19 protein-coding genes, 1 rRNA gene and 2 pseudogenes are annotated in these 23972 nt (G+C 63.1%); 12 read left to right on the forward strand and 10 right to left on the reverse strand.

Annotated features, from left to right (window positions below; translation table 11 throughout):
• Positions 1 to 166: 166 nt before the first annotated feature.
• The 3 genes from rrf (at position 167) to HUX88_RS26355 (ending at position 3068) form a co-directional block, all read left to right on the forward strand.
• Positions 167 to 279, forward strand: a 5S ribosomal RNA gene (gene rrf / locus HUX88_RS26345).
• Positions 280 to 537: 258 nt separating this feature from the next.
• A complete protein-coding gene (locus HUX88_RS33040; protein ID WP_301549496.1) occupies positions 538 to 1839 on the forward strand; it encodes a tetratricopeptide repeat protein in 1302 nt (433 codons plus the stop codon).
• Between the two features lie 68 nt (positions 1840 to 1907).
• Positions 1908 to 3068 carry a murein L,D-transpeptidase family protein gene (locus HUX88_RS26355; protein WP_117014221.1) on the forward strand — a complete coding sequence of 387 codons (1161 nt, stop codon included), beginning with the start codon at positions 1908 to 1910 and terminating at the stop codon, positions 3066 to 3068.
• A 97-nt stretch (positions 3069 to 3165) separates the two neighbouring features.
• On the opposite strand, the gene HUX88_RS26360 is transcribed toward HUX88_RS26355, so the two are convergent.
• Entirely contained in the window at positions 3166 to 3711 is a 546-nt protein-coding gene (locus tag HUX88_RS26360) for an acyloxyacyl hydrolase (protein WP_117014220.1), read from the reverse strand.
• Between the two features lie 114 nt (positions 3712 to 3825).
• Between HUX88_RS26360 and HUX88_RS26365 the strand changes: the two genes are divergently transcribed.
• A complete protein-coding gene (locus HUX88_RS26365) occupies positions 3826 to 4722 on the forward strand; it encodes an NAD(P)-dependent oxidoreductase (protein WP_301549497.1) in 897 nt (298 codons plus the stop codon).
• On the opposite strand, the gene HUX88_RS26370 is transcribed toward HUX88_RS26365, so the two are convergent.
• A complete protein-coding gene (locus HUX88_RS26370; RefSeq protein WP_176363679.1) occupies positions 4719 to 5912 on the reverse strand; it encodes a M20 aminoacylase family protein in 1194 nt (397 codons plus the stop codon). The genes HUX88_RS26365 and HUX88_RS26370 overlap by 4 nt on opposite strands.
• A gap of 147 nt (positions 5913 to 6059) precedes the next feature.
• On the opposite strand from HUX88_RS26370, the gene HUX88_RS26375 reads away from it, so the two are divergent.
• The 4 genes from HUX88_RS26375 (at position 6060) to HUX88_RS26390 (ending at position 12830) form a co-directional block, all read left to right on the forward strand.
• The gene (locus HUX88_RS26375) at positions 6060 to 8138 is read left to right on the forward strand and encodes a molybdopterin-dependent oxidoreductase (RefSeq protein WP_176363680.1); all 2079 of its coding nucleotides are present in this window, start codon (positions 6060 to 6062) and stop codon (positions 8136 to 8138) included.
• A 9-nt stretch (positions 8139 to 8147) separates the two neighbouring features.
• Positions 8148 to 9275: an aminopeptidase gene (locus tag HUX88_RS26380; protein WP_176363681.1), complete on the forward strand. Its 1128-nt coding sequence runs from the start codon at positions 8148 to 8150 to the stop codon at positions 9273 to 9275.
• A gap of 189 nt (positions 9276 to 9464) precedes the next feature.
• On the forward strand, positions 9465 to 11156 hold the full coding sequence (locus HUX88_RS26385) for a long-chain-fatty-acid--CoA ligase (protein ID WP_176363682.1): 1692 nt from the start codon (positions 9465 to 9467) through the stop codon (positions 11154 to 11156).
• Positions 11157 to 11159: 3 nt separating this feature from the next.
• Positions 11160 to 12830: a long-chain-fatty-acid--CoA ligase gene (locus HUX88_RS26390; RefSeq protein ID WP_176363683.1), complete on the forward strand. Its 1671-nt coding sequence runs from the start codon at positions 11160 to 11162 to the stop codon at positions 12828 to 12830.
• A gap of 39 nt (positions 12831 to 12869) precedes the next feature.
• Here the strand turns inward: HUX88_RS26390 and HUX88_RS26395 are convergent, their stop codons facing one another.
• The 4 genes from HUX88_RS26395 to HUX88_RS26410 form a co-directional block, all read right to left on the reverse strand.
• The gene (locus tag HUX88_RS26395; protein WP_176363684.1) at positions 12870 to 13166 is read right to left on the reverse strand and encodes a hypothetical protein; all 297 of its coding nucleotides are present in this window, start codon (positions 13164 to 13166) and stop codon (positions 12870 to 12872) included.
• A 71-nt stretch (positions 13167 to 13237) separates the two neighbouring features.
• Entirely contained in the window at positions 13238 to 14125 is an 888-nt protein-coding gene (locus tag HUX88_RS33165) for a methyl-accepting chemotaxis protein (RefSeq protein ID WP_308937146.1), read from the reverse strand.
• A complete protein-coding gene (locus HUX88_RS33170; protein ID WP_217916462.1) occupies positions 14067 to 14816 on the reverse strand; it encodes a hypothetical protein in 750 nt (249 codons plus the stop codon). The genes HUX88_RS33165 and HUX88_RS33170 overlap by 59 nt, the downstream gene beginning before the upstream one ends.
• Before the next feature lie 163 nt (positions 14817 to 14979).
• Positions 14980 to 15429, reverse strand: a complete 450-nt coding sequence (locus tag HUX88_RS26410) for an acyl-CoA thioesterase (RefSeq protein ID WP_117014211.1) — start codon at positions 15427 to 15429, stop codon at positions 14980 to 14982.
• Positions 15430 to 15490: 61 nt separating this feature from the next.
• Between HUX88_RS26410 and HUX88_RS26415 the strand changes: the two are divergent.
• A pseudogene (locus tag HUX88_RS26415) lies at positions 15491 to 17065 on the forward strand (ABC transporter ATP-binding protein/permease); the annotation flags it as partial.
• On the opposite strand, the pseudogene HUX88_RS33405 reads toward HUX88_RS26415, so the two are convergent.
• Positions 16958 to 17401 (reverse strand): annotated as a pseudogene (locus HUX88_RS33405) (hypothetical protein); the annotation flags it as partial. The pseudogenes HUX88_RS26415 and HUX88_RS33405 sit on opposite strands and share 108 nt — an antisense overlap.
• Here HUX88_RS33405 and HUX88_RS26420 point away from each other — a divergent pair.
• Positions 17364 to 18782 carry a M20/M25/M40 family metallo-hydrolase gene (locus HUX88_RS26420; RefSeq protein ID WP_117014209.1) on the forward strand — a complete coding sequence of 473 codons (1419 nt, stop codon included), beginning with the start codon at positions 17364 to 17366 and terminating at the stop codon, positions 18780 to 18782. The pseudogene HUX88_RS33405 and the gene HUX88_RS26420 overlap by 38 nt on opposite strands.
• Here the strand turns inward: HUX88_RS26420 and HUX88_RS26425 are convergent.
• Positions 18779 to 20338: a family 43 glycosylhydrolase gene (locus tag HUX88_RS26425; RefSeq protein WP_176363686.1), complete on the reverse strand. Its 1560-nt coding sequence runs from the start codon at positions 20336 to 20338 to the stop codon at positions 18779 to 18781. The two genes, HUX88_RS26420 and HUX88_RS26425, sit on opposite strands and share 4 nt — an antisense overlap.
• A gap of 170 nt (positions 20339 to 20508) precedes the next feature.
• Here HUX88_RS26425 and HUX88_RS26430 point away from each other — a divergent pair, with 170 nt between their 5' ends.
• Positions 20509 to 20709, forward strand: a complete 201-nt coding sequence (locus HUX88_RS26430; protein ID WP_176363687.1) for a hypothetical protein — start codon at positions 20509 to 20511, stop codon at positions 20707 to 20709.
• A gap of 82 nt (positions 20710 to 20791) precedes the next feature.
• Here the strand turns inward: HUX88_RS26430 and HUX88_RS26435 are convergent, their stop codons facing one another.
• Entirely contained in the window at positions 20792 to 22045 is a 1254-nt protein-coding gene (locus HUX88_RS26435) for a dicarboxylate/amino acid:cation symporter (RefSeq protein ID WP_176363688.1), read from the reverse strand.
• Positions 22046 to 22262: 217 nt separating this feature from the next.
• On the opposite strand from HUX88_RS26435, the gene HUX88_RS26440 reads away from it, so the two are divergent.
• Positions 22263 to 22988 (forward strand): amino acid ABC transporter ATP-binding protein, encoded by a 726-nt coding sequence (locus tag HUX88_RS26440; protein WP_176363689.1) that lies wholly within the window; start codon positions 22263 to 22265, stop codon positions 22986 to 22988.
• A gap of 8 nt (positions 22989 to 22996) precedes the next feature.
• Here the strand turns inward: HUX88_RS26440 and HUX88_RS26445 are convergent, their stop codons facing one another.
• Positions 22997 to 23899, reverse strand: a complete 903-nt coding sequence (locus HUX88_RS26445) for a LysR family transcriptional regulator (protein ID WP_117014204.1) — start codon at positions 23897 to 23899, stop codon at positions 22997 to 22999.
• Between the last annotated feature and the right edge of the window lie 73 nt (positions 23900 to 23972).

Genomic DNA, 23972 nt, shown 5'->3' on the forward strand with positions numbered 1-23972 from the left:
TCCTATAACCTTAGCAGGTTGTGGTGAATGAGAAGTGCGTTGGAACGTTCGTTGATACAACTTCATTACCTAAATATTTACTGCATAAACGATATAAATCGTTTATAATACTTCCTCCAGATTCTTGGCGGCGCGGAAAAAGACGCGACGCTAGTACAAGTCAATGCCTGATGACCATAGCAAGTTGGTCCCACCCCTTCCCATCCCGAACAGGACCGTGAAACAACTCTGCGCCGATGATAGTGCTGCAACCAGTGTGAAAGTAGGTTATCGTCAGGCTAGTTATATGAAAAACCCCACCGAGTGATCTTGGTGGGGTTTTTTGCTTTCGGCGACAGTTTTTTGTCGTAAAAAGAGGCATATAAGATACAAGCTAGATTTTGATCTGAAGAAACGAAAGGTGTACCATGTGCTCTTCCGTGCTTGCTTTATACCTCAATGAAAAACAAGACAGCCCATCCTATGCTGTACCGAGCCCTGGCGTCCGCCGGCATCGTGGCAACCATCTTCGCGACAGCGCCAGCGCGCGCCGACGAGATGGCCGACGTCAGCAAACTGGCCAAGGCTGGTAAGGTTGTCGAAGCACTTAACAAGACCAATGAATACCTGAGCAGGCATCCGTCCGACCCGCAGATGCGCTTCATGAAAGGCGTGCTGCTGACCGAGCAAAACAAGTCGGACGAGGCCATCGCTGTCTTCACCAAGCTGACCGAAGATTACAAAGATCTGCCGGAGCCATACAACAACCTGGCCGTGCTGTACGCCGCCAGCGGGCAGTATGACAAGGCGCGCGTGGCGCTGGAAAAGGCGATACGCACCAATCCAAGCTATATGACGGCCTATGAAAACCTGGGCGATGTCTATGGCAAGATGGCCAGCCAGGCTTATGACAAGGCGCTGGCGTTGGGGGCTAACAATGCGCCGCCGGCCAAGTCCAAGCTGACGCTATTGCGTAATTTCTCCAGCAGCACGGGCGCTAAGTTTGCCGCGCCCGAGGCTGCGGCGCCAGCGCCAGTTCCTGCTCCGGCGCCGCAGGTGGCCCAAGCGGCGACCGCGCCGCGTGCGCAAGCCAATGCGGCTCCGCCGCTGATTTCGCAAATTCCTGCCGATGCCGGCAAGTCGACCACGTTGCAGCGCATACCAGCCTTATCCGTTACGCCGCCAGCGCCGGCCGTCAAAGTGGCTGCCGCGACGGTGCCGACGCCCGCACCAGCACCGGCCAAATTGCCGACGCCAGCACCGGCACCAGCACCAGCACCGGCCAAACCGCCTGCGCCCGCGCCAACCGCCGCGCCCGCCAAGTCTGCCGCACCAGTCCCGGCGCCCGTGCTGGCCAAAGTAGAACCGCCGAAGCCAACACCTGTGCCTGCGCCAGCGCCTTCGCCGGCCAAAGCCGCACCGGTAGTGGTCGCCCAGGCCGAACCAGCCAAGCCCGCTAAGGTGGAGCCGCCGAAGCCTGCCAAGCACGAGCCGGAAAAAGCCGCGAAGCCGGACACGTCCGACCGCGACGCCGTGCTGGCACAAGTCCACGGCTGGGCCAAGGCCTGGACCGCGCAGAACGTCGATTCCTACCTCGGCTATTACAGCCAGGAGTTCGAACCGCCCAAAGGCTTGTCGCGCAAGGCATGGGCCGATGAGCGCCGCGCCCGCATTGAAGGCAAGGGCCGCATCCGCGTCGATGTGGGCGCGCCCGAAGTGGTCGTGAACGGCAACACTGCCAAAGTGACCTTCCGCCAGACTTATGAATCGGACCGCTTGACGGCCAGAAGCCGAAAGACGCTTGTGCTCGTCAAAAATGGTGGAAAATGGCAGATCAAGCAGGAAGCTTCGGGTAGCTGATGTCACACTTTAGATTTACACAACACTGGCGTGCCAGTGGCTTGCTATGCGCGGTACTTCTCAGTGTCTTGGGAGGGGAGGCCAGCTACGCCGCAAAAAAGCCTGCGCGGGCGCCGGTCGTTCGTAAAGCCAATCCCGAAGAGCTGCTGTCCGATATCTACCGCGAGCTGGCCCAGCACAACCTGCGTGAGGCCCAGCAAAAGGCCGATGCGCTGGTGGAGGCCTATCCCAACTTCCGCCTTGGCCACTTGGTGCGCGGCGACATCCTGCTGATGCATACCCGCGCGGTGAACGTGCTGGGCGCTGCCGTGCCGCCGGGCGAGGATTCCAAGCTGGCCGATCTGCGCCGCGAGGCGGCCGTGCGCCTGCAGGCCGAACCTGGCCGGCCGTCGCCGGCGCTGCTGCCGCGCGCGCTGCTGCAGATGCGCAAGGACCAGCGCCACGCGCTGATTGTCGACGCCAAGCATTCGCGACTCTACCTGTACGAGAACCGCAACGACCAGATCCGTTTGCTGTCCGACTTCTACGTCAGCCAGGGCAAGCTGGGCATCAACAAGCTCAAGGAAGGCGACATGCGCACGCCGGTGGGCGTGTACTACATCATCGGCCGCCTGCCCGGCATCAAGCTGCCCGACATGTACGGCAAGGGCGCGCTGCCGCTCGACTATCCGAACGACTGGGACAAGGCGCAGGGCCGCAGCGGTTCCGGCATCTGGGTGCACGGTACGCCGCCGGAGACCTTCAGCCGTCCGCCGCTGTCGACCGACGGCTGCGTAGTGGTCAGCAACGACGACCTGAACACGCTGACCCGCACGGTGGAGATCGGCAAGACGCCGATCCTGATCGGCGACCAGGTCGAGTTCGTCAGCAAGGAACAGATGGAGCGCGACCTGCGTGTCGCCAGCGCGCTGGTGGAATCGTGGCGCCGCGACGTCGAGAACCGCGACGATGCCGGCCTGCGGGCGTTGTATTCGCCGCGCTTCAAGTCGGCGGCCGACGAGGATGTGAACGCCTGGCTGGACAAGAATCGCTTCCTGCCGGGTGCCAAGAAGATCAGCGTGACCGTGACCGAGCCGAGCTATTTCCGCCAGCCGAGCCAGGAAGAAGTCATCGTCAGCAATTTCACGCAGCAGATCGTGGTCGGCAAGTTCCGCCACGCGGTGCGCAAGAAGCAGTACTGGGCCAAGGAAGGCAAAAGCTGGAAGATCGTCGCCGAAACGAACGTATAAGACATTGGGGTCAAGTCTGACATTCGGACACGGGCTCTACCGTAGCGCCGCGCTACAGTAGAGCCCGTGTCCGAATGTCAGACTTGACCCCAAATTTTTAGAAGTGGTAGGCCGCTTTGACTTCGAGGAAGTTCACGCCGGTATTGGGCTTTTTGTAGCCGCCGTTCGAGAAGTGCTGGATCTTGCCGCCGATTTCCCAGTTGTTGTCGAACACGTAGCCGATGCCGATGTGGTCGCCAAACTGGAAGTGGGTCGACAGGCGGTAGGTGTCGTTGTCGTACAGCTTGGACAGGCGGTGCACGCCGATGCCGCCTTCGTAGTACAGGCCCTTTTTGTTGTCATTCTCGAAGCGGAACACCGGCGTGAAGCCGACATCCCACAGGTGGGCGGTGTTGCCCGAAATATTCTGGTACTGGCTCTCTTTCCAGAAACCGGCGCTGGCTTCCCAGTAGCCGCTCAGGTGCGTGCCGTTCGACTGGAACCAGCGCGCGCTCCAGTCCTTGGCGGCGCTGAAACGCACCATCTGGACCTTGGCGGCATTGCCGTAATCGATGGCGACGGAGTCGACCAGCTTGTCATCGGCGTAGGCGCCCTGCATCGCGATCAGTGCGGCGGCGGCTGCGATCAATTTTTTAGCGAACATAGTATCCTTGCATAGTTAGTGCTGTATCTCAATTTATACGGCTGCCCAGATTGTACCGGGGTTCTTGAAAATATTCCGGCGTGGCTGCTTTTTTGACCATCTCAGGAGTTGGAATTGTCTACGCGAATCGCCTTTCTCGGTATTGGCTTGATGGGAGATCCGATGGTGCGCCGCCTGCTGGCGGCCGGCCACCAGGTCTCGGTCTGGAACCGCACCTTCGCCAAGGCCGCCGCGCTGGCCGACGCCGGCGCGCACGCGGTGCCGGAACTGGCCGAGGCGGTGCGCGACGCCGGCATCGTCATCTCGATGCTGGAGGCCGGTCCCATCGTCGGCGAGGTGATGCGCGCCGCGCTGCCGGCGCTGGCGCCGCGCGCGCTGTGGGTGGACATGAGCTCGACCCGTCAATCCGAGGCGCAGGACTTCCACGCGCTGCTGGCCGCGCAGGGACGGCGCTTTGTCGATGCGCCGGTGTCCGGCGGCGTGGGCGGCGCGGCGGCGGGCACGCTGGCCATCATGGCCGGCGGCAGTGCGGATGATTTCGCCGAGCTGCAGCCGGTGCTGGCCGTCATGGGCCGGCCGACGCTGGTGGGCCCGGCCGGCAGCGGCCAGGTGGCCAAGCTGTGCAATCAGTTGATCGTCGGCGCCACCATCAACATCGTGGCCGAGGCTTTGCTGCTGGCGCAGGCGGCCGGCGCCGATCCGGCCGCGATGCGGGCGGCAATACGCGGCGGCTTCGCCGAAAGCAAAATTCTTGATGTACACGGCCAGCGCATGCTGGACCGGAATTTTGTCGCGGGCGGACAGGTGAAGACGCAATTGAAGGATCAGCGCAACATCCTGGCGGCGGCGCAAGCGGCCGGCATCACCTTGCCGGTGACGCAGTTGGTGACCGAACGCTATCAGGCGCTGGTGGAGACTGTCCCGCAGGCCGATCATTCGGCGGCCCTGCTGGGACTGGAAGCCTTGAACCCGGGACAGCGCGTCGGCACCGCCCCGGACAAGCTGGCCTAAGCCGCCGGCAGGCTCATTTCCGCCAGCCGCACCCAGAAGCTGGCGCCGATCGGCAGCAGGTTGTCGTTGAAGTCGTAGCTGCCGTTGTGCAGCACGCACGGGCCGAGGCCGTGGCCGCCGTCGCGGTGCTCGCCTTCGCCGTTGCCGATGAAGACGTAGCAGCCCGGCTTGGCCTGCAGGAAGAACGCGAAGTCTTCCGCGCCCATGGTCGGCTCGACGTTGTCGTCGACCTTGTCGGCGCCCACCACCGACTTCATCACCTCGACCGCGAAGCGCGTCTCGGCCGGATGGTTGACCAGCGGCGGATAATTGCGGCGGAACTTGAACTCCACCTCGGCGCCGAACGCGGCCGCCGTGTGGTGGGCGATCTCGCCCATGCGCTGCTCGATCATGTCCAGCACCGGCTGCGTGAAGGTACGCACCGTACCCACCAGTTCGGCCTCGTCGGGAATCACATTGGTGGCGCTGCCGGCGTGGATCTGCGTGATCGACAGCACGGCCGTGTCCAGCGGGCTCTTCTGCCGGCTGATGATGGTCTGCCAGCTCTGCGCGATCTGCACCGCCACCATCACCGGATCGATGCCCTTGTGCGGCTGGGCCGCGTGCGCGCCCTTGCCTTTGACCGTGACGTAGAACTCGTTACTGGACGCCATCATCGGCCCCTCGACCACGCTCATCGTGCCGGCCGGCGCGCCCGGCCAGTTGTGCATGCCGTAGATCGCATCCATCGGGCACTGCTCGAACAGGCCGTCCTCGATCATGCGGCGCGCGCCGGCGCCGCCTTCCTCGGCCGGCTGGAAAACGAGGTAAACCGTTCCGTCGAAATTGCGGTGCTCGGCCAGGTGCTTGGCCGCGCCCAGCAGCATGGCGGTGTGGCCGTCGTGGCCGCAGGCGTGCATCTTGCCGGGATGGCGCGAGGCGTGGGCGAAGGTGTTCACTTCCTGCATCGGCAACGCGTCCATGTCGGCGCGCAGGCCGATCGCGCGCTTGGAGCTGCCGTGCTTGATGATGCCGACCACGCCCGTCAGGCCCAGTCCGCGGATCACCGGGATGCCCCATTCGCTCAGCTTGTCGGCGATGATGTCGGAGGTGCGTTGCTCTTCGTAGCACAGCTCGGGATGGGCGTGCAGGTCACGCCGGATTTGCTGTATTTCAGATTGAAATGCAATGATGGGATCAACTAGTTTCATCTGCTTCTCCAAGATCGGGTTCGCCTGCCTTTTGGGCGGCGAGAACAGCCATTGTAGCCCTTGTCAGCCGAACAAATCCAGAGCGGACGGAATCGTCTCCATTTCGTTTACCATACAGCTTTCCGTCCACGATTTTTGATCCAAGACATGACAACGACACAAGTCCGCGCGGCCTGCCCGCACGATTGCCCCGACACCTGCGCGCTGCTGGTGACGGTGGAGGACGGCGTGGCCACCGCCGTCAAGGGCGACCCCGACCATCCAACCACGGCCGGCGTGCTGTGCACCAAGGTGGCGCGCTACACCGAGCGCACCTACCACGCGGACCGTCTGCTGCATCCGCTGCGCCGCATCGGCAAGAAGGGCGAGGGCAAGTTCGAGCGCATCAGCTGGGACGAGGCGCTCGACACCATCGCCGCCCGCCTCAAGCCGCTGGCCGAGCGCGCGCCGGAGGCGATCCTGCCGTACAGCTATTGCGGCACCATGGGGCTGGTGCAGGGCGAGTCGATGTCGATGCGTTTCTTCAACCGCATCGGCGCCTCGCTGCTGGACCGCACCATCTGCGCGACCGCCGGCGCCACCGGTTACAAGTACACCATCGGCGCCTCGATCGGTATTGACCTTGAACAGTTCCAGAACGCGAAACTGATCGTGATCTGGGGCGGCAATCCGATCGCCTCCAACCTGCACTTCTGGACCCGCGCGCAGGAGGCCAAGCGCAACGGCGCCAAGCTGATCGCCATCGATCCCTACCGCTCGCTGACGGCGGAGAAATGCCACCAGCACATCGCGCTGCTGCCCGGCACCGACGCCGCGCTGGCGCTGGGCCTGATGCACGTGCTGATCGCCGAAGACCTGCTCGACCACGACTACATCGCGCAGCACACGCTGGGCTTCGAGCAACTGAAGCAGCGTGCCGCCGAATGGACGCCGGAACGTACCGCAGAAACCTGCGGCATCAGCGTGGCCGAGGTGGTCGACCTGGCGCGGTTGTACGGCGGCATGGCGCGCGCCGGCGAGCCGGTGGCGATCCGCGCCAACTACGGGGTGCAGCGCGTGCGCGGCGGCGGCATGTCGGTGCGCAGCATCGCCTGCCTGCCGGCGCTGGTGGGCGCGTGGCGCCATCCGGCCGGCGGCATCCAGCTGTCGTCCGGCGGCTCCTTCCCGACCAACAAGGCGGCGCTGCAGCGGCCCGACCTGCTGACGAAGCAGCCGCGCACCATCAACATGACCACCATCGGCGACGACCTGCTGCGCGAGAGCTCGCCGGAGTTCGGGCCGGCGGTGGAGGCTGTGATCGTCTACAACGCCAACCCGCTGGCGATCGCGCCCGATTCGGGCAAGGTGATGGCCGGCTTCGCGCGCGAGGATTTGTTCACCGTGGTGCTGGAGCACTTCCAGACCGACACCGTGGACTATGCCGACATCGTGCTGCCGGCCACCACGCAGCTGGAGCACATCGACACGCACACCGCCTACGGCCACCTGTACATGATGGCCAACAACGCGGCCATCGCGCCGATGGGCGAGGCCAAGGCCAACACCGAGATCTTCCGCCTGCTGGCCGCGCGCATGGGCTTCGACGACCCGTGCTTCCAGGACAGCGACGACCAGCTGGCGGCGATGGCCTTCAACGCGCAGGACGTCCGCGCCGTCAACTTCGATTGGGAATCGCTGAAGCGCAAGGGCTGGCAGAAACTCAACGTGCCCGACGCGCCGTTCGCGCACGGCGGCTTCCCCACGCCGTCCGGCAAGTGCGAGTTCTATTCCGCCGCGATGGCGGCCGACGGACTAGATCCGCTGCCGGCCTACCTGCCGCCGTATGAATCGGCGGCCAGCAACCCGGAGCTGGCCAAGCGCTATCCGCTGGCGATGATTTCTCCGCCGGCGCGCAACTTCCTCAATTCCACATTCGTCAACGTGAAAAGCCTGCGTTCGGCGGAGGGCGAGCCGCACCTCGACATCCATCCCGACGACAGCGCCGCGCGCGGCATCGCCGACGGCGACATGGTGCGCGTCTTCAACGACCGCGGCACCTTCATCGCCAAGGCGCGGGTCACGGACAAGGCGCGCGCGGGCCTTGTTGTAGGCTTGTCAGTGTGGTGGAAAAAGCTAGGCAGGGATGGTAAAAACGCCAATGAGGTTACCAGCCAACAGTTAACCGATATGGGCCGCGCACCAACTTTTTACGATACACTGGTACAAGTCGAAAGAGTCGCTGCTTGAAGGTAATGTATGCGCAACTTAGCCCGCCGAATCGTCCGCGCCAGGTACTGGCTGGCGGCGGGCTGCGCAGCACTTATGCTGGCTGGTTGCGCGCAATTCAAGTACTACATGCAGGCCGCCCAGGGCCAGTATGCGCTGTGGTCGGACGCCCGTCCGATTGAAGACTGGCTGGGCGATCCCAGCACCGATCCCCAGCTCAAGGCCCGCCTGGAAAAAGCGTTGTTGATACGTCGCTTCGCCGTCAAGGAACTGGGCCTGCCCGACAACGCCAGCTACAAGAACTACGCCGCGCTCACGCGCCCCTTCGTGCTGTGGAACGTGGTGGCGACGCCGGAGCTGTCGCTGCGGCCGATCCAGTGGTGCTTCCCGATCGCCGGCTGCGTCAGCTATCGCGGCTACTACAGCAAGGAAGACGCGATGGCCTACGCAGACGAACTGCGCAAGGAGCGCAACGACGTGCAGGTCGGCGGCGTGCCGGCGTATTCCACGCTGGGCTGGTTCAGCGATCCGCTGCTGTCGACCTTCATCAACTATTCCGACGCCGAGCTGGCGCGCATGGTGTTCCACGAGCTGGCGCACCAGGTGGTGTACGTGCAGGGCGATTCCCAGTTCAATGAGGGCTTCGCGACGGCGGTGGAGGAGGCCGGCGTGGCGCGCTGGCTGGAGCTGTACGGCACCGATCCGATGCGCGAGGCCTACACCCGCTACAATGCGCGCCGCCAGGATTTCCTGGAACTGCTGGTACGCCACCGCAAAATGCTGGCCGACACCTACGCCGCCAAAACCAGCATCCGCCACAAGCGCGCGGAGAAGGCGCGCATCTTCGCCCACCTGAAAACCGATTACCAGAAGTTGAAGGACAGCTGGGGCGGCTACGCGGGCTACGACCGCTGGTTTGCCGAACCGCTGACCAACGCCCACCTCAGCGCTGTGGGAACTTACCACGATTATCTGCCCGCCTTCCGTTCTTTGCTGAAGCAGGAACGAACGTTCGTGCGTTTTTATGGTGCAGTGCAAAAATTAGCTTCTCTTGATCTAGTTCAACGCCAGCAGCAGTTGCAGCAACTGGGCCGCCCCGTATTGCTCAACGCGGAGGCCACCCAGCAGCCGGACGCCGCGCTGGAAGGCACACATTGATGCTGCGATGCAGCATAAAAAGCCGTTAGAAGCTGCATTCAAATATGGTTAAATGCGCTTGCGTCCGAGCTTGCTGCCCGATAGCATCGTGATAAGTAGGCTCTCGAAGTTCGCATAGACGAATGACCGACCCTGAACCGGCACTGTGCGCCGGACCTTACAACGATAATTCGAGACACGAGGCACAGGATGGAAAAAATCTGGTTGAAGTCGTACCCGCCCGGCATGCTGACGGAGATAGACACGACTCAGTATCGCTCGCTGGTCCAGCTGCTGGAAGAGTCCTTCCACAAGTTCGCAGACCGCAACGCCTACGTCTGTATGGATAAATTCCTCACCTATGCCGAAGTCGACGCCTACTCCAAGCGCCTGGGCGCCTGGCTGCAAAGCCGCGGCATGAAGAAGGGCGCGCGCGTCGGCGTGATGATGCCCAACGTGCTGCAGTACCCGATCGCCATCGCCGCCATCCTGCGCGCCGGCTACACCGTGGTCAACATCAACCCGCTGTACACGCCGCGCGAACTGGAGCACCAGCTCAACGACTCGGGCTGCGAGGCCATCCTGATCCTGGAAAATTTCGCGACCACGCTGGAGCAGGTGCTGGGCCGCACGCAAGTCAAGCACATCGTGGTGGCCAGCATGGGCGAGATGCTCGGCGGCCTCAAGGGCGCGCTGGTCAACTTCGTGGTGCGCAGCGTCAAGAAGATGGTGCCGCCGTTCTCGCTGCCGAACGCGGTGCGCTTCAAGGATGCGCTGTCGCAGGGCGGCCGCATGAAGCTCACGCCGGTGTCGCTGGAACCGACCGACGCCGCCTTCCTGCAGTACACGGGCGGCACCACCGGCGTGTCCAAGGGCGCCACGCTGACGCACCGCAACCTGGTCGCCAACCTGCTGCAGAACGAGGCCTGGTCCAAGCCGGCGCTGGGCAATGTGACCGAGCAGATCACCATCGTCTGCGCACTGCCGCTGTACCACATCTTCGCGCTGACCTGCTGCGCCATGTGGGGCACGCGCGTGGGCGCGCTGAACATCCTGATCCCGAATCCGCGCGACATCGGCGGCTTCATCAAGGAGCTGGGCAAGTACAAGTTCAACATGCTGCCGGCGGTGAACACGCTGTACAACGCGCTGCTGAACCATCCGTCATTCGGCAACCTGGACTTCTCGGGCCTGAAGATCTGCAACGGCGGCGGCATGGCGGTGCAGCAGGCCGTCAACGACAAATGGCTGAAGGTGACGGGCGTGTCCATCATCGAAGGCTACGGCCTGTCTGAAACGTCGCCGGTGGCTACCTGCAACCGTGCCGACAGCTCGGCCTTCACCGGCACCATCGGTTTGCCGGTGCCGTCGACCGAAATCGCTATCCTCGATGACGACGGCAACGAAGTGGCGCTGGGCCAGCCTGGCGAGATCGCTATCCGCGGCCCGCAGGTGATGGCGGGCTACTGGAACCGGCCGGACGAAACCGCCAAGGTCATGACGGCCGACGGCTATTTCAAATCCGGCGACGTCGGCGTGATGGACGAGAACGGCTTCGTGAAGATCGTCGACCGCAAGAAGGACATGATCCTGGTGTCTGGCTTCAACGTCTACCCGAACGAGCTGGAGGGCGTGATCGCGGCGCATCCGGGCGTGCTCGAATGCGCCTGCATCGGCGTGCCGGACGAGCACTCGGGCGAGGCGGTCAAGGTGTTCGTGGTGCGCAGGGATCCGAACCTGACGGTCGAGCAGTTGATGGCCTATTGCAAAGAACAATTTACCGGCTATAAAAAGCCAAAATATATCGAGTTCCGCGAGGAGCTACCCAAAACCAACGTCGGGAAAATCCTGCGGCGCATGCTGCGCGATGAACCACCCGGCCAGAACAAGAAAGCTGCATAAGACATGGAAAAGATTTGGCTCAAGTCCTACCCCGAAGGCGTGCCCGCCGAGATCGACAGCACGCAGTACCGCTCGGTCACCCACCTGCTGGAGGAATCGTTCCGCAAGTATGCCGACCGCAACGCCTACGTCTGCATGGACAAGTTCCTGACCTACGGCGAGCTGGACAAGCTGTCGCTGCAGATGGGCGCCTGGCTGCAAAGCAAGGGCCTGAAGCCGGGCGCGCGCGTGGCGATCATGCTGCCAAACGTGCTGCAGTATCCGGTGGCGATGGCGGCCATCCTGCGTGCCGGCTACACGGTGGTCAACGTCAACCCGCTGTACACGCCGCGCGAGTTGCAGCATCAACTGACGGACTCCGGTTCGGAAGCGATCATCGTGCTGGAGAACTTCGCCACCACGGTGGAGCAGGTGGTCGCGCACACCCAGGTCAAGCACGTGATCGTCGCCACCATGGGCGACATGCTGGGCACGCTCAAGGGCGCGCTGGTCAACTTCGTGGTCCGCAACGTCAAGAAGATGGTGCCGTCGTACTCGCTGCCGAACTCGGTCTCGTTCAAGCAGGTGCTGGCCGAGGGTTCGCGCCTGGCGCTGGAGCCGGTCAAGCAGGGGCATGACGACATCGCCTTCCTGCAATACACGGGCGGCACCACCGGCGTGTCCAAGGGCGCCGTGCTGCTGCACCGTAACATCATCGCCAACGTGCTGCAGAACGAAGCCTGGCTGCAATTCAAACCGCAGGCCGAGCAGCTGGTGTTCGTGTGCGCGCTGCCGCTGTACCACATCTACTCGCTGACCATCAGCGCCTTCATGGGCATGCGTATGGGCGGCATGAACCTGCTGGTGCCGAACCCGCGCGACATTCCCGGCTTCGTCAAGGAGCTGGCCAAGTACCGCGTGGCCGTGTTCCCCGCAGTGAACACGCTGTACAACGCGCTGCTCAACAACGCCGAATTCGCCAAGCTGGACTTCTCGTCGTACTCGGTCTGCAACGGCGGTGGCATGGCCGTGCAACAAGCCGTCGCCGACCGCTGGCTCAAGCTGACCGGCACGCCGATCATCGAAGGCTACGGCATGTCCGAAACGTCGCCGGTGGCCACCGCCAACCGTGTGGACATCAAGGAATTCACCGGCACCATCGGCCTGCCGATTCCATCGACCGAAGTGTGCATCCTGGACGACGACGGCAACGTGCTGCCGCTGGGCGGCACCGGCGAGATCGCCATCCGCGGCCCGCAGGTGATGGCCGGCTACTGGAACCGTCCGGACGAGACCGCCAAATCGATGACGCCCGACGGCTTCTTCAAGACCGGCGACGTCGGCATCATGAACGAGCAGGGTTTCACGCGCATCGTCGACCGCAAGAAGGACATGATCATCGTCTCCGGCTTCAACGTGTATCCGAACGAAGTGGAAGGCGTGGTGGCCTCGCATCCGGGCGTGCTGGAAGTGGCTTGCATCGGCGTGCCGGACAAGAACTCCGGCGAGGCCGTCAAACTGTTCGTGGTGCGCAAGGATCCGAACCTGACCGCCGAGCAGCTGCTGGACTTCTGCAAGCACGAGCTGACCGCCTACAAAAAGCCGAAGTACATCGAGTTCCGTGATGAGCTGCCGAAGACCAACGTCGGCAAGATCCTGCGCCGCCAGCTGCGCGACGAAAAGGTCGCAGCGTAACAAGAAAAAATCGCCTGCTGAGACAGGCGATTTTTTTATCTAGTGGTGTTCGAAATGCGGCCCTTTCCTGATGCAAGCGAGCCGTTTTTCCTTCATGGCGGCGGCCAGCCGCTGCCGCACTTCATGATCGTGGTCGACGTACCCTTCGACGTTGGCCTTGCGGGCGCAATCGGCCCAGTGCTGGTCGTCGACGTCTTGCAGCCTCTCAAACTCGGCCAGTGACAGCACGACCACCGGGTCGCGGTCAACCTGTTCCACAACTATCGTCTGCGTCAGAGCCTGGTGCAGATAGCTATCCAGCTCTTGCTCGATTTCACTCTCCGTGACTTTCAACATGTAGCGCCTCCATGCGGTGATGGTCTAGCCAGTATAGGTCGCTCCGTGCCCGATTCAAGCGCTAAGGCGGCTCAAGCAACCCGGCGCGACGGCGACATGAGAAGAGGGCGGGCTTGCGGCAGCGTGAAGATGCTCACCAGGCCGGCCAGCTTTGCGGATTGTTCTTGCATGCTTTGCGCAGCCGCGGCCGCTTCCTCCACCAACGCGGCATTTTGCTGCGTGACACTGTCCATCTGGATAATCGCCCGGTTGATTTGCTCGATGCCTGAAGTCTGCTCGTTGCCGGCGATCGTGACTTCACTGAGTATGTCGGTCAAGCGCTGCACGCCGGAGACCAGCTCGTTCATGGTGGCTCCGGCTTGATCGACCAGTTTTGCGCCGCTATCGACCTTGTCGACGGAATCGCCGATCAAGGTCTTGATTTCCTTCGCTGCCGCTGCGGAACGGTGGGCGAGGTTTCGGACTTCCCCAGCGACCACGGCGAACCCTCGCCCTTGTTCGCCGGCGCGCGCGGCTTCTACCGCGGCATTCAGCGCGAGGATATTGGTCTGGAAGGCGATACTGTCAATCACGCCGATGATGTCGACAATTTTTCTCGACGAGTCATTGATTTCCCCCATGGTGTCCACGACTTGCGACACTGCGGCGCCTCCTCTGACGGCCATCTCGGATGCGGACTGCGCCAGTTGGTTGGCCTGGAGAAGATGTGCGGCATTTTGCCGGACGGTCGCGGTCAACTGCTCCATCGAAGAAGCGGTTTCTTCCAGCGCGCTGGCTTGTTCTTCGGTGCGAGCGGACAGGTCCAGATTGCCGCTCGCAATCTGGACCGACGCGGCGGCGATCACGTCGGTACCGGTGCGCACTTCGCTGACAATCTTGATCAGGCTGGTCTGCATTTGTTTAACGCGAACCATCATGCTCGTTGCGTCGTCGTCGCGCAGCGCGACCGCCGTCGACAAGTCGCCCCGCCCGCGATCGCGCGCGCGATCGCGGCGGCGTCGGCCGGCTCGCCCCCAATAATCGGAGCACTGAGCGACTGAGAAGGAATCCGATCAGGAGGCCCAGCAGCAGCATCGTCGAAATCACAACCAGGCTGAAAATTTCGGCGATGTGGCTGGCTTCCACCGTCGACGCGCTGACAAGGGCACTGTTTTTTGCCAACGCGCCGGACGCCTCGCGCAGCAGCTTCACGGGGCCGCGATCCATCCCCTCGACGCTGAGGTCGCCTTGATGGGGATCGAAACCGGCAGCCTTGAATGTCTCCATACCCGCACGGTATCGCTGTCCCATCAGACGATGCGCCTCGGCGAATTGGATCAGCAGCCCGCGCGCCTCGGGTTCGGTCAGGCTATCCAGCAGGTGCCCGACGGCGATGGCGACATCCTGTTCATTCTTTTCGAAAGCGGACCAGTGTTTCTGAAACTTGTCCGGTTGTTTACCTCGCAACAGTAGATTTTTCCACTCCTGGACTTGCTCGCGAAACGCAATGTTAATTGCATTGATTTCCCGTTCCTGCTGATTCACCGCGGCCACATCGGTCTTAAACGCATTGAGTCCGCGAGCGAGTTGCAACTCAACGGTAATGGCTGCTCCTGCCATCAGGAACAGCAACGACGCAATCGTCAACGGAAGCTTGATGCTGAGCCTCATGGTGCGTAGGAGTTTCATAGTGGCCTGGAGGGGGACTTGTCGTATGTTTCGACAATAACAAGGGACCACGCGCAATAACATCGGTCCAGCCTGATCTGGCTGTAGGGATTTCCCTATTGCATAGGTTTTGCATCGCGCCCCCCCGGCCGCACGTCGCGCCGGATCAGGAACGGATCAGCGTTTCGATCGGCGGCACCTTGCGCGGCTTGCGGTCGGAGTCGGTGGCGACGTAGGTCAGCGTGGCCTCGGTGACCTTGACGGTGCACGCCTGCAGGCGGTTGCGCTCCGCGTACACCTCGACGTTGACGGTGATGGACGTATTGCCAACCTTGACAATATCAGCATAAAACGACAGCAGGTCGCCCACGAACACGGGGTTCTTGAACACGAAGGAGTTCACCGAGATGGTCGCGACGCGGCCGTTGGCGCGGCGGGTGGCCGGCAGCGAGCCGGCGATGTCGACCTGCGCCATGATCCAGCCGCCGAACACGTCGCCGTAGACGTTGGCATCCGACGGCGCCGGCATCATGCGCAATTCCGGCATTTTCCCCGCTGGCAGGCCGCGGTTGACGGTTTCGACTTTGATGGTGGTGGGATTTTCGGGGGAGGTCATCGTGAATTCTCTTGAAGGGCTACAATTACCGGGATTGAACCATAAAAAGCCGACATCCGCCATGCGCCGTTACCCGAACTCCCCGCCCGAACCCTCCAACAACGCCAGCAGCGCCCCCCAGCGCAGCGACACGGCGACGCTGAAAACACTCTTCCCTTACCTGTGGGTCTACAAATGGCGCGTGCTGCTGGCGCTGGGTTGCCTGGTCGGCGCCAAGCTGGCCAACGTCGGCGTACCGGTGGTGATGAAGCGTCTGATCGACAGCCTGACCATTTCGCCGACGCACCCGCAGGCGCTGCTGGTGCTGCCGCTCGGCGCGCTGGTGGCGTACGGCGTGCTGCGCGTGTCCACTACCTTCTTCACCGAGCTGCGCGAGTTCCTGTTCGCGCGCGTCACGCAGCGCGCCGTGCGGACCATCGCGCTGCAGGTGTTCCGCCACCTGCACGCGTTGTCGCTGCGCTTCCACCTGAACCGCCAGACCGGCGGCATGACGCGCGATATCGAACGCGGCACGCGCGCCGTCGGTTCGTTGATCAGCTACACGCTGTTCAACATCCTGCCGACGCTGGTGGAGATCACGCTGGTGCTGGGCTACCTCGTCACGCATTACGACATCTGGTTCTCGGTGATCACCTTCGTCGCGCTGGTGACCTACATCTCGTTCACCATCTTCATCACCGACTGGCGCACGCACTTCCGCCGCACCATGAACGAGCTGGATTCGAAGGCCAACACCAAGGCCATCGATTCGCTGATCAACTACGAGACCGTCAAATACTTCGGCAACGAGGACTACGAGGCGAAGCGCTACGACGAGGGCTTGCAGCGCTACGAATCGGCCGCCGTCAAATCGCAGACGTCGCTGTCGCTGCTGAACACCGGGCAGTCGCTGATCATCGCCACCGCCGTCACGCTGATCCTGTGGCGCGCCACGCAAGGCGTCATCGACGGCAAGATGACCTTGGGCGACCTGGTGCTGGTGAACGCCTTCATGATCCAGCTGTACATCCCGCTCAACTTCCTCGGCGTGATCTACCGCGAGATCAAGCAAAGCCTGGCCGACATGGAGAAGCTGTTCGCGCTGCTGGACCAGAACCGCGAAGTGGCCGACGCGCCCGACGCGCAGCCGCTGCTCACGCACGGCGCGCAGGTGCGCTTCAACCACGTGGACTTCAGCTACGAATCCAAGCGCCAGATCCTGTTCGACGTGGACTTCACCATCGCGCCGGGCACCACGACGGCGGTGGTGGGCCACAGCGGTTCGGGCAAGTCGACCTTGTCGCGATTGCTGTTCCGCTTCTATGAGGTCAACGCCGGCGGCATCACCATCGACGGCCAGGACCTGCGCTCGGTCACGCAGGACACGCTGCGCCACGCGATCGGCATCGTGCCGCAGGATACGGTGCTGTTCAACGACACCATCGAATACAACATCGCCTACGGCCAGCCCGGCGCGACAAAAGAGCAGATCGTGGCGGCGGCGCGCGCGGCATCGATCCACGACTTCATCGACAGCCTGCCGGACGGCTACGCGACCATGGTCGGCGAGCGTGGCCTGAAACTCTCCGGCGGCGAGAAGCAGCGCGTGGCCATCGCCCGCACGCTGCTGAAGAATCCCGCCATCCTGATCTTCGACGAGGCCACTTCCGCGCTGGACTCCAAGGCCGAGCAGGCGATCCAGGCGCAGTTGAAGGAAATCGCCAAGAGCCGCACGACGATGGTGATCGCGCACCGCCTGTCCACGGTGGCGGACGCGCAGCAGATCCTGGTGCTGGACCACGGCCGCATCGTCGAACGCGGCACGCACCAGTCGTTGCTGGCGGCGGACGGTTTGTACGCGCAGATGTGGCAACGGCAGCAAGCCAAGGCAGATGAAGAATTGGTGTCGTCGCCCGATGACGCCGTGGACGCAGTCTCTAACTAAGGAATCGACGATGAAGTCTCGTTTTGTGCTGGGTGCGGTGTCTGTCATGATGGCTTGCGTGCAGAGCGCGCACGCCGATCCCACGGAGCAGAAGTTCCGCGCCCTCTACAAGGAGCTGGTCGAGACCAACACCACGCTGTCGTCGGGCAGCTGCACGCTGGCGGCCGAACGCGTCGCCGCGCGATTGAAAACGGCGGGCTTCACCGATTCGCAGCTGCACCTGTACGCGGATCCGGCGCACCCGAAGGAGGGCGGGCTGGTGGCCGTGATGCCGGGCAGCGATCCGAAGGCGAAAGCCATCCTGCTGCTGGCGCACATCGACGTGGTCGAGGCCAAGCGCGAGGACTGGGTGCGCGATCCGTTCACGCTGATCGAGGAAGACGGCAAGTTCTACGCGCGCGGCGCGCTGGACGACAAGGCGCAGGCGGCCATCTGGGCCGATACGCTGGTGCGCTTCAAGACCGAGGGTTACGTGCCGCGCCACACGCTGAAGATGGCGCTGACCTGCGGCGAGGAGACCGGCGGCGCTTTCAACGGCGCCGAGTGGCTGACCAAGAACCGCCGCGAGTTGATCGACGCCGGCTTCGCCATCAACGAAGGCGCGGGCGGCGAGCTTGATGCGGCGGGCAAGCGCGTGTCGATGACGGTGCAGGCGGGCGAGAAGGTGTCGCAGAACTACCGGCTGGAAGTGACCAATCGCGGCGGCCACAGTTCGCGTCCGCAGAAGGACAACGCGATCTACCGCCTGGCCGGCGCGCTGAAAAAGATCGAAGGCTACACCTTCCCGATCCAGCTGGCCGACGGCAGCCGCGGCTACCTGAAGGGCATGTCGAAGATCCAGTCGAACGAAGGCCACAAGGACGTGGCGGCGGCGATGCTGGCCGTGGTGAAGAATCCCAACGATGCCAAGGCGGTGGCGCTGCTCTCGGAGCGCAACAGCAGCTGGGGAGCGATGCTGCACACCACCTGCGTGGCGACCATGCTCGACGCGGGCCACGCCACCAACGCGCTGCCGCAGCGCGCACGCGCCAACATCAACTGCCGCATCTTCCCCGGCGTGACGCAGGAGACGGTGCGCGAGGCGCTGGTCAAGGCCATCAACGATCCGGCCGTGAAGGTGGAGACGCTGGAAATCCGTGGCGAGAATTCGGCACCGCCTGAACTGACGCGCGCCATCATGGAGCCGGTCGAAAAGCTGACCGCGAAGATGTGGCCCGGCGTGCCGGTGCTGCCCATCCTGCAATCGGGCGCCACCGACGGCCAGTTCCTCAACGCCGCCGGCATTCCGACCTACGGCATCAGCGGCATCTTCCTGACGCCGGACCTGGGCAACATCCACGGCCTGAACGAATACATCGGCGTGCAGTCGCTGATGGAAGGCCGCACCTTCCTGTACGACCTTGTGAAGGTCTACGCCGGCCAGAACTAGGTCAATGCGCGGTAGCGGAAATCGCGCATACGCACAGCGCCCTCGCCGGCGCTGTAGACGCCCGGCTTGAGGCTGAGGAAGCCGCCGAACACGTTGTGGTGCATGCCCGATACCTCCATCTGCCACGGATGCTGGATCCATTCGCCGGCTCCGAGCGCGTACCAGAAGGTGACGATGTTGCGGTCGTTGCGCACGCGGATGCGTACCGTGGACACGGCCATCTTCTCGCGCATCCAGCTTTGCTCTTGGCCGTAGTGGTAGGTCCGCATGTGGGTGGTGCTGAAGCCGATGCCGACGAACATGCGTTCGTTGTAGTGCAACAGCAGGCCGCCATGGCCTGCACCTGAAATGTCGAGCGTGACGGTGGCTTCGTAACTTCGCTCGCCGGCCGTGCAGGTGAGCGGTGAGCAGTCGGCCGGTGATGTTCCCTTGCCGGCGATCGTGAGGCCGCCGGCTTCGCGGCGTACGCGCCGCATCTCGTCCGGTCCCGGATTGAAAAAGCTCCACTGCATGCCGAAGCGGTCCTGCGTGAAGTCGTCCGACCACGCGTGGCCGTGCGGGACCGCGCTGCCCTTCTTCGGCATCGGCAGCGGCGACGACAGGTCGCCGCCCTTGGCCTTGAACCAGCCGTCGCTGGTCCATTCGATCGGCTCCAGCAAGGCCTGGCGGCCCAGCGTGCGGTAGCCGTTCTCGTAGCCGTGGTAGACCATCCACCAGTCGCCGGCAGGGCCTTCGACCAGCGTGGCGTGGCCGCGCGACCACCACATCTCGCTGTCGCTGCGGGTGCGCACCAGCGGATTGTGCGGGCAGTTCTCCCACGGGCCGTGGATGGAGCGCGAGCGGGCGGCGATCACCATATGGCTGGTCGGCGGGCCGGAGGTGCCGCCCACCGCCAGCACCAGGTAGTACCAGCCATTGCGGCGCAACAGCTTCGGGCCCTCGGGGGCGAACATCTCCACCACCCAGTCGGATGGATAGCGCCATGGTTCGTAGACTTTTTCCAGCGTGCCGACCGTCGCCAAGCCGTCGTCGGTCAGGCCGATGCGGCGCACGCCATTGACGAACAGGTAGCGTTTGCCGTCCTCGCCGACCGCGTGGCCGGGATCGATCGCGTCGATGTGCAGGTCGACCGGATCGCTCCACGGCCCACGGATGTTGTCGGCCCAGATGACGTAGATGCTGCCTTCGGCGGGGATGTAGATGAAGTAGCGGCCATTGTGCTTGACGAGGTCCATTGCCCATACGCTGCCGATAGGCTTGGTGAGGGCCGCGGCGATGGGTTCCCAGTTCACCAGGTCGCGCGAATGCCAGATCACGGCGCCGGGGTAGGACAGGAAGGACGAAAACGTCATGTAGTAATCGTCGCCGTCCTTGAGGATGGTGGGATCGGGATGGTCGCCGGACAGGATGGGGTTGAGGTAGGTGCCGTTGCCCAGGTCGGCCTTGCGCTGGCCTTCGACGCCGCGCCCCCAGGTGGGTTTGGCGGTGGCTGCCAGCGGAGCCAGTGCGGCGCCCGACAGCAGTGTTTTCAGCGCGGTGCGCCGTGTTGATTTCATGGTGTCTCCGCATGTAGATATTCTCGCGGCCCATGGTGCCCCGAGTGATGCGGACATGCAATTACGAAACTGACCAAGCCGGATAACGATTCCGCCCAACGGTGTCAGCACACGCTTGCTGTGCGGCCGCACCAGGCGCATCATGAATAAAGGACGAAGAGGAGAATCCAATGAAAGATGGTTTGATGCTATTGATTGCCGGCTTGGTTTGTGCGGCTGGTGCAGCGCTATTCTTCAGATTTTTCGGCAACGAGGCTTTCAGCATCCTCACATTGGTGATGCTGGTGTGCGTCCTTGCGGACAACGCGCGTTTGCGGCGCCGGTTGCGGGAGATGGGCGCCAAGCCAGAGGGCAAGCGCACCTGGCTGTGACGAAAAAAAGCCACCATCAGCCTGAGCGCGCTCAAGATCGCGCTCAGTGCCGATGGTGGCTTTTTGCAGTTGCCTGTATTGCTTACGCGGCCTTGACCAGCTCGACGTCGCCGGGAGCGGCCAGTTCGCCCTCCCATTTGGCGACCACCGCAGTGGCCACGCCGTTGCCGATGACGTTGGTCGCGGAGCGCGCCATGTCGAGGAAGTGGTCGATGCCCAGCAACAGCAGCATGCCCGCCTCCGGAATGTTGAACTGGCCCAGCGTCGCGGCGATCACCACCAGCGAGGCGCGCGGCACGCCGGCCATGCCCTTGGAGGTCAGCATCAGCACCATCATCATCGACATCTGCTGGCCCAGCGACATCTCGATGCCGTAAGCCTGCGCGATGAACACGGTGGCGAAGGTGCAGTACATCATCGAGCCGTCCAGGTTGAACGAGTAGCCGATCGGCAGCACGAAGGCGGCCAGGCGGTTGCGGACACCGAAGCGCTCCAGGCCTTCCAGCGTTTTAGGATAGGCCGCTTCGCTCGACGCGGTCGAGAAGGCCAGCAGCACCGGGCTGCGCAGCTCTTTGAGCAGGCCGAAGATGCGGGTCTTCAGGAAGGCGAAGCCGATCACGACCAGCAACAGCCACAACAGCGCGATGCCGAAGTAGAATTCGGCCATGAACACGCCGTAGGTCGACAGCACGCCCAGGCCGCTCTTAGCGATCACGCCCGACACCGCCGCGAACACGGCGAACGGCGCGAACTGCATCACGTAGCCGGTGACCTTGAGCATCACGTGGGCCACGCCATCCAGCGCGGCGACCATGACATTGGCCTTTTCGCCGACCGCCGCGGCGGCCGAACCGAAGAACAGCGAGAAGATCACGATCTGCAGGATCTCGTTCTTGCTCATGCCCTCGACGATGGAGGACGGCACCAGGTGGGTGACGAATTCCTTCAGCGTCAGGCCGGACACGACCAGGTCGGACTTGGCGGTGGTGGCGGCCATGTGGCCCAGCAGCGCGTCGCCGGGGCGGAACATGTTGACCAGCACCAGGCCCAGGCTCAGCGACATCACCGAGGCGATGAAGAACCAGCCCAGCGTCTTGATGCCGATGCGGCCCACCTCGGAGGCGTCGCCCATCTTGGCGATGCCGCAGACCAGCGTCGAGAACACCAGCGGCGCGATGATCATCTTGATCAGGCGGAGGAACAGCGTGGTGATCAGCGACATGTAGTCGGCGAACTCGGTCGGCTTGGCCAGCTGGGTATTGGCCAGGTAACCGGCGAAGATACCCAGCGCCAGTCCGACGAGGATGTAGGTGGTCAATCGGCTTTGTTTATGCATGTTATGAGCTTCCTGTGGTAGTGTCTCTCTGGGCCTGCGCAGAGGGCGGGGTGTCCGCCGCTGCGCGTGTTCTGCATTGGCTGCAACCGGTATGTTATGGTCCGGCTGATGAAACTATGGGCAAGTTCCGCAGTATCCTTGTGGGCAGAGGCGCTGTCAAGCGCATGTAGAGCCGTACCCGCACGGGTGCGGACCGGCTTTTTTATTCAGCGTGTATATGATTGAAATCGATAACGTCAGTAAGTGGTACGGCCAGTTTCAGGTGCTGGCGGAGTGCACCACCAGCGTGGTGAAGGGCGATGTGATGGTGATTTGCGGGCCTTCCGGCTCCGGCAAGTCGACGCTTATCAAGACGGTCAACGGGCTGGAGCCGTTCCAGCACGGCCGAATCACCGTCGACCGCGTCTCGGTCGGCGACAAAAATACCGATCTGCCGGCCCTGCGGGCGCGGATCGGCATGGTTTTCCAGAATTTCGAGCTGTTTCCCCATTTATCGGTGCGCGACAACCTGAACCTGGCCCAGGTCAAGGTGCTGGGCCGCAGCGTGGACGAGGCCACCGAGCGCGGCCAGCGCTACCTGGACCGGGTCGGCCTGCTGGCGCAGCAGGACAAATTTCCCAGCCAGCTCTCCGGCGGCCAGCAGCAGCGCGTGGCCATCGCCAGGGCGCTGTCGATGGACCCGATCGCCATGCTGTTCGACGAGCCCACCTCCGCGCTGGACCCGGAAATGGTCAACGAGGTGCTGGACGTGATGGTCGGCCTGGCGCAGGAGGGCATGACCATGATGGTGGTCACCCATGAAATGGGATTCGCCCGCAAGGTGGCCAACCGCGTGGTGTTCATGGACAAGGGCCGCATCCTGGAGGATAGCGCCAAGGATGAATTCTTCGCCGCGCCCCGTTCGGAGCGGGCACGTGATTTTCTCGCCCGGATAATTCATTAATATTTTATCTACAGAGGCGCGGAGTATCCCCTCAGGCTGGCCTGCACGAAATCGATGAACAGCCGCACCCGCGACGGGATCAGGCGCGATTCGATGATCGCGTACACCGGTACCGGCGCGAAGTCCCAATCCGGCAGCACCCGTTGCAACTGGTCTCGTTCCAGTTCCCCGATCGCCTCGGGGCCGGCGGAAATCGCCACGCCCAAGCCCAGCGAGGCCAGTTTCCTGCACATGCCGATGTTGTTGGTGGCGTAGCGACCGCCGACATCGACGGTGACCGTCTTCTTGCGTGAGGACAGCGTCCATTGCGCCCTGCCTCCGACCGGGAACGGGATGATGCACTGGTGGTTGACCAGGTCGTCGGGATGTTCCAGCGGCGGCGCGCCGCGCAGGTATTCCGGCGACGCGAACAGGTGACGCGGCAGCAGGCCCACCTGCCGGGCGATCAGCGTCGATGGCGTCGGCGGCGGTGTGCCTATGCGGATCGCACAATCGAAGCCGTCGGCCACGAGGTCGACGCGGCGCGGCGTCAGGTCCATTTCGAAATCGATTTGCGGATACTGCGTGCTGAACGCCTTCAGCGACGGCGCCAGGTAGGAAATCGCCAGGTCCACCGGCATCGATACCCGCAGCGTGCCGGTGGGGTGCTCGGCCAGTTCCTGCAGCGATTCGTGCGCGAGGCGCGCCTCGCGCACGATGCTTTCGCAGCGGCGGAAATAGGCTTGCCCGGCCTCGGTCAGCTCGACCTTGCGGGTGGAGCGATGGAACAGGCGCACGCCGATTTCTTTTTCCAGCTCCGAGATGCGGCGCGACAGTGTGGAATTGGGCATGTCGAGCGTCTCGGCGGCGCGCCGGAACCCCCTGGCGTTGGCGACCGCCACGAACAATTCCATGCTCGATAAAAGTGACATTGTGATTGCTCCATCAGTGGATCAGTGATTTCATTTTAAGCTATTTATCCCGCAGGGGAATCAATGGATGATG

The organism is Duganella sp. BJB1802, from assembly GCF_013369445.1.
GTDB classification, from domain to species: domain Bacteria; phylum Pseudomonadota; class Gammaproteobacteria; order Burkholderiales; family Burkholderiaceae_D; genus Rugamonas; species Rugamonas vulcania_A.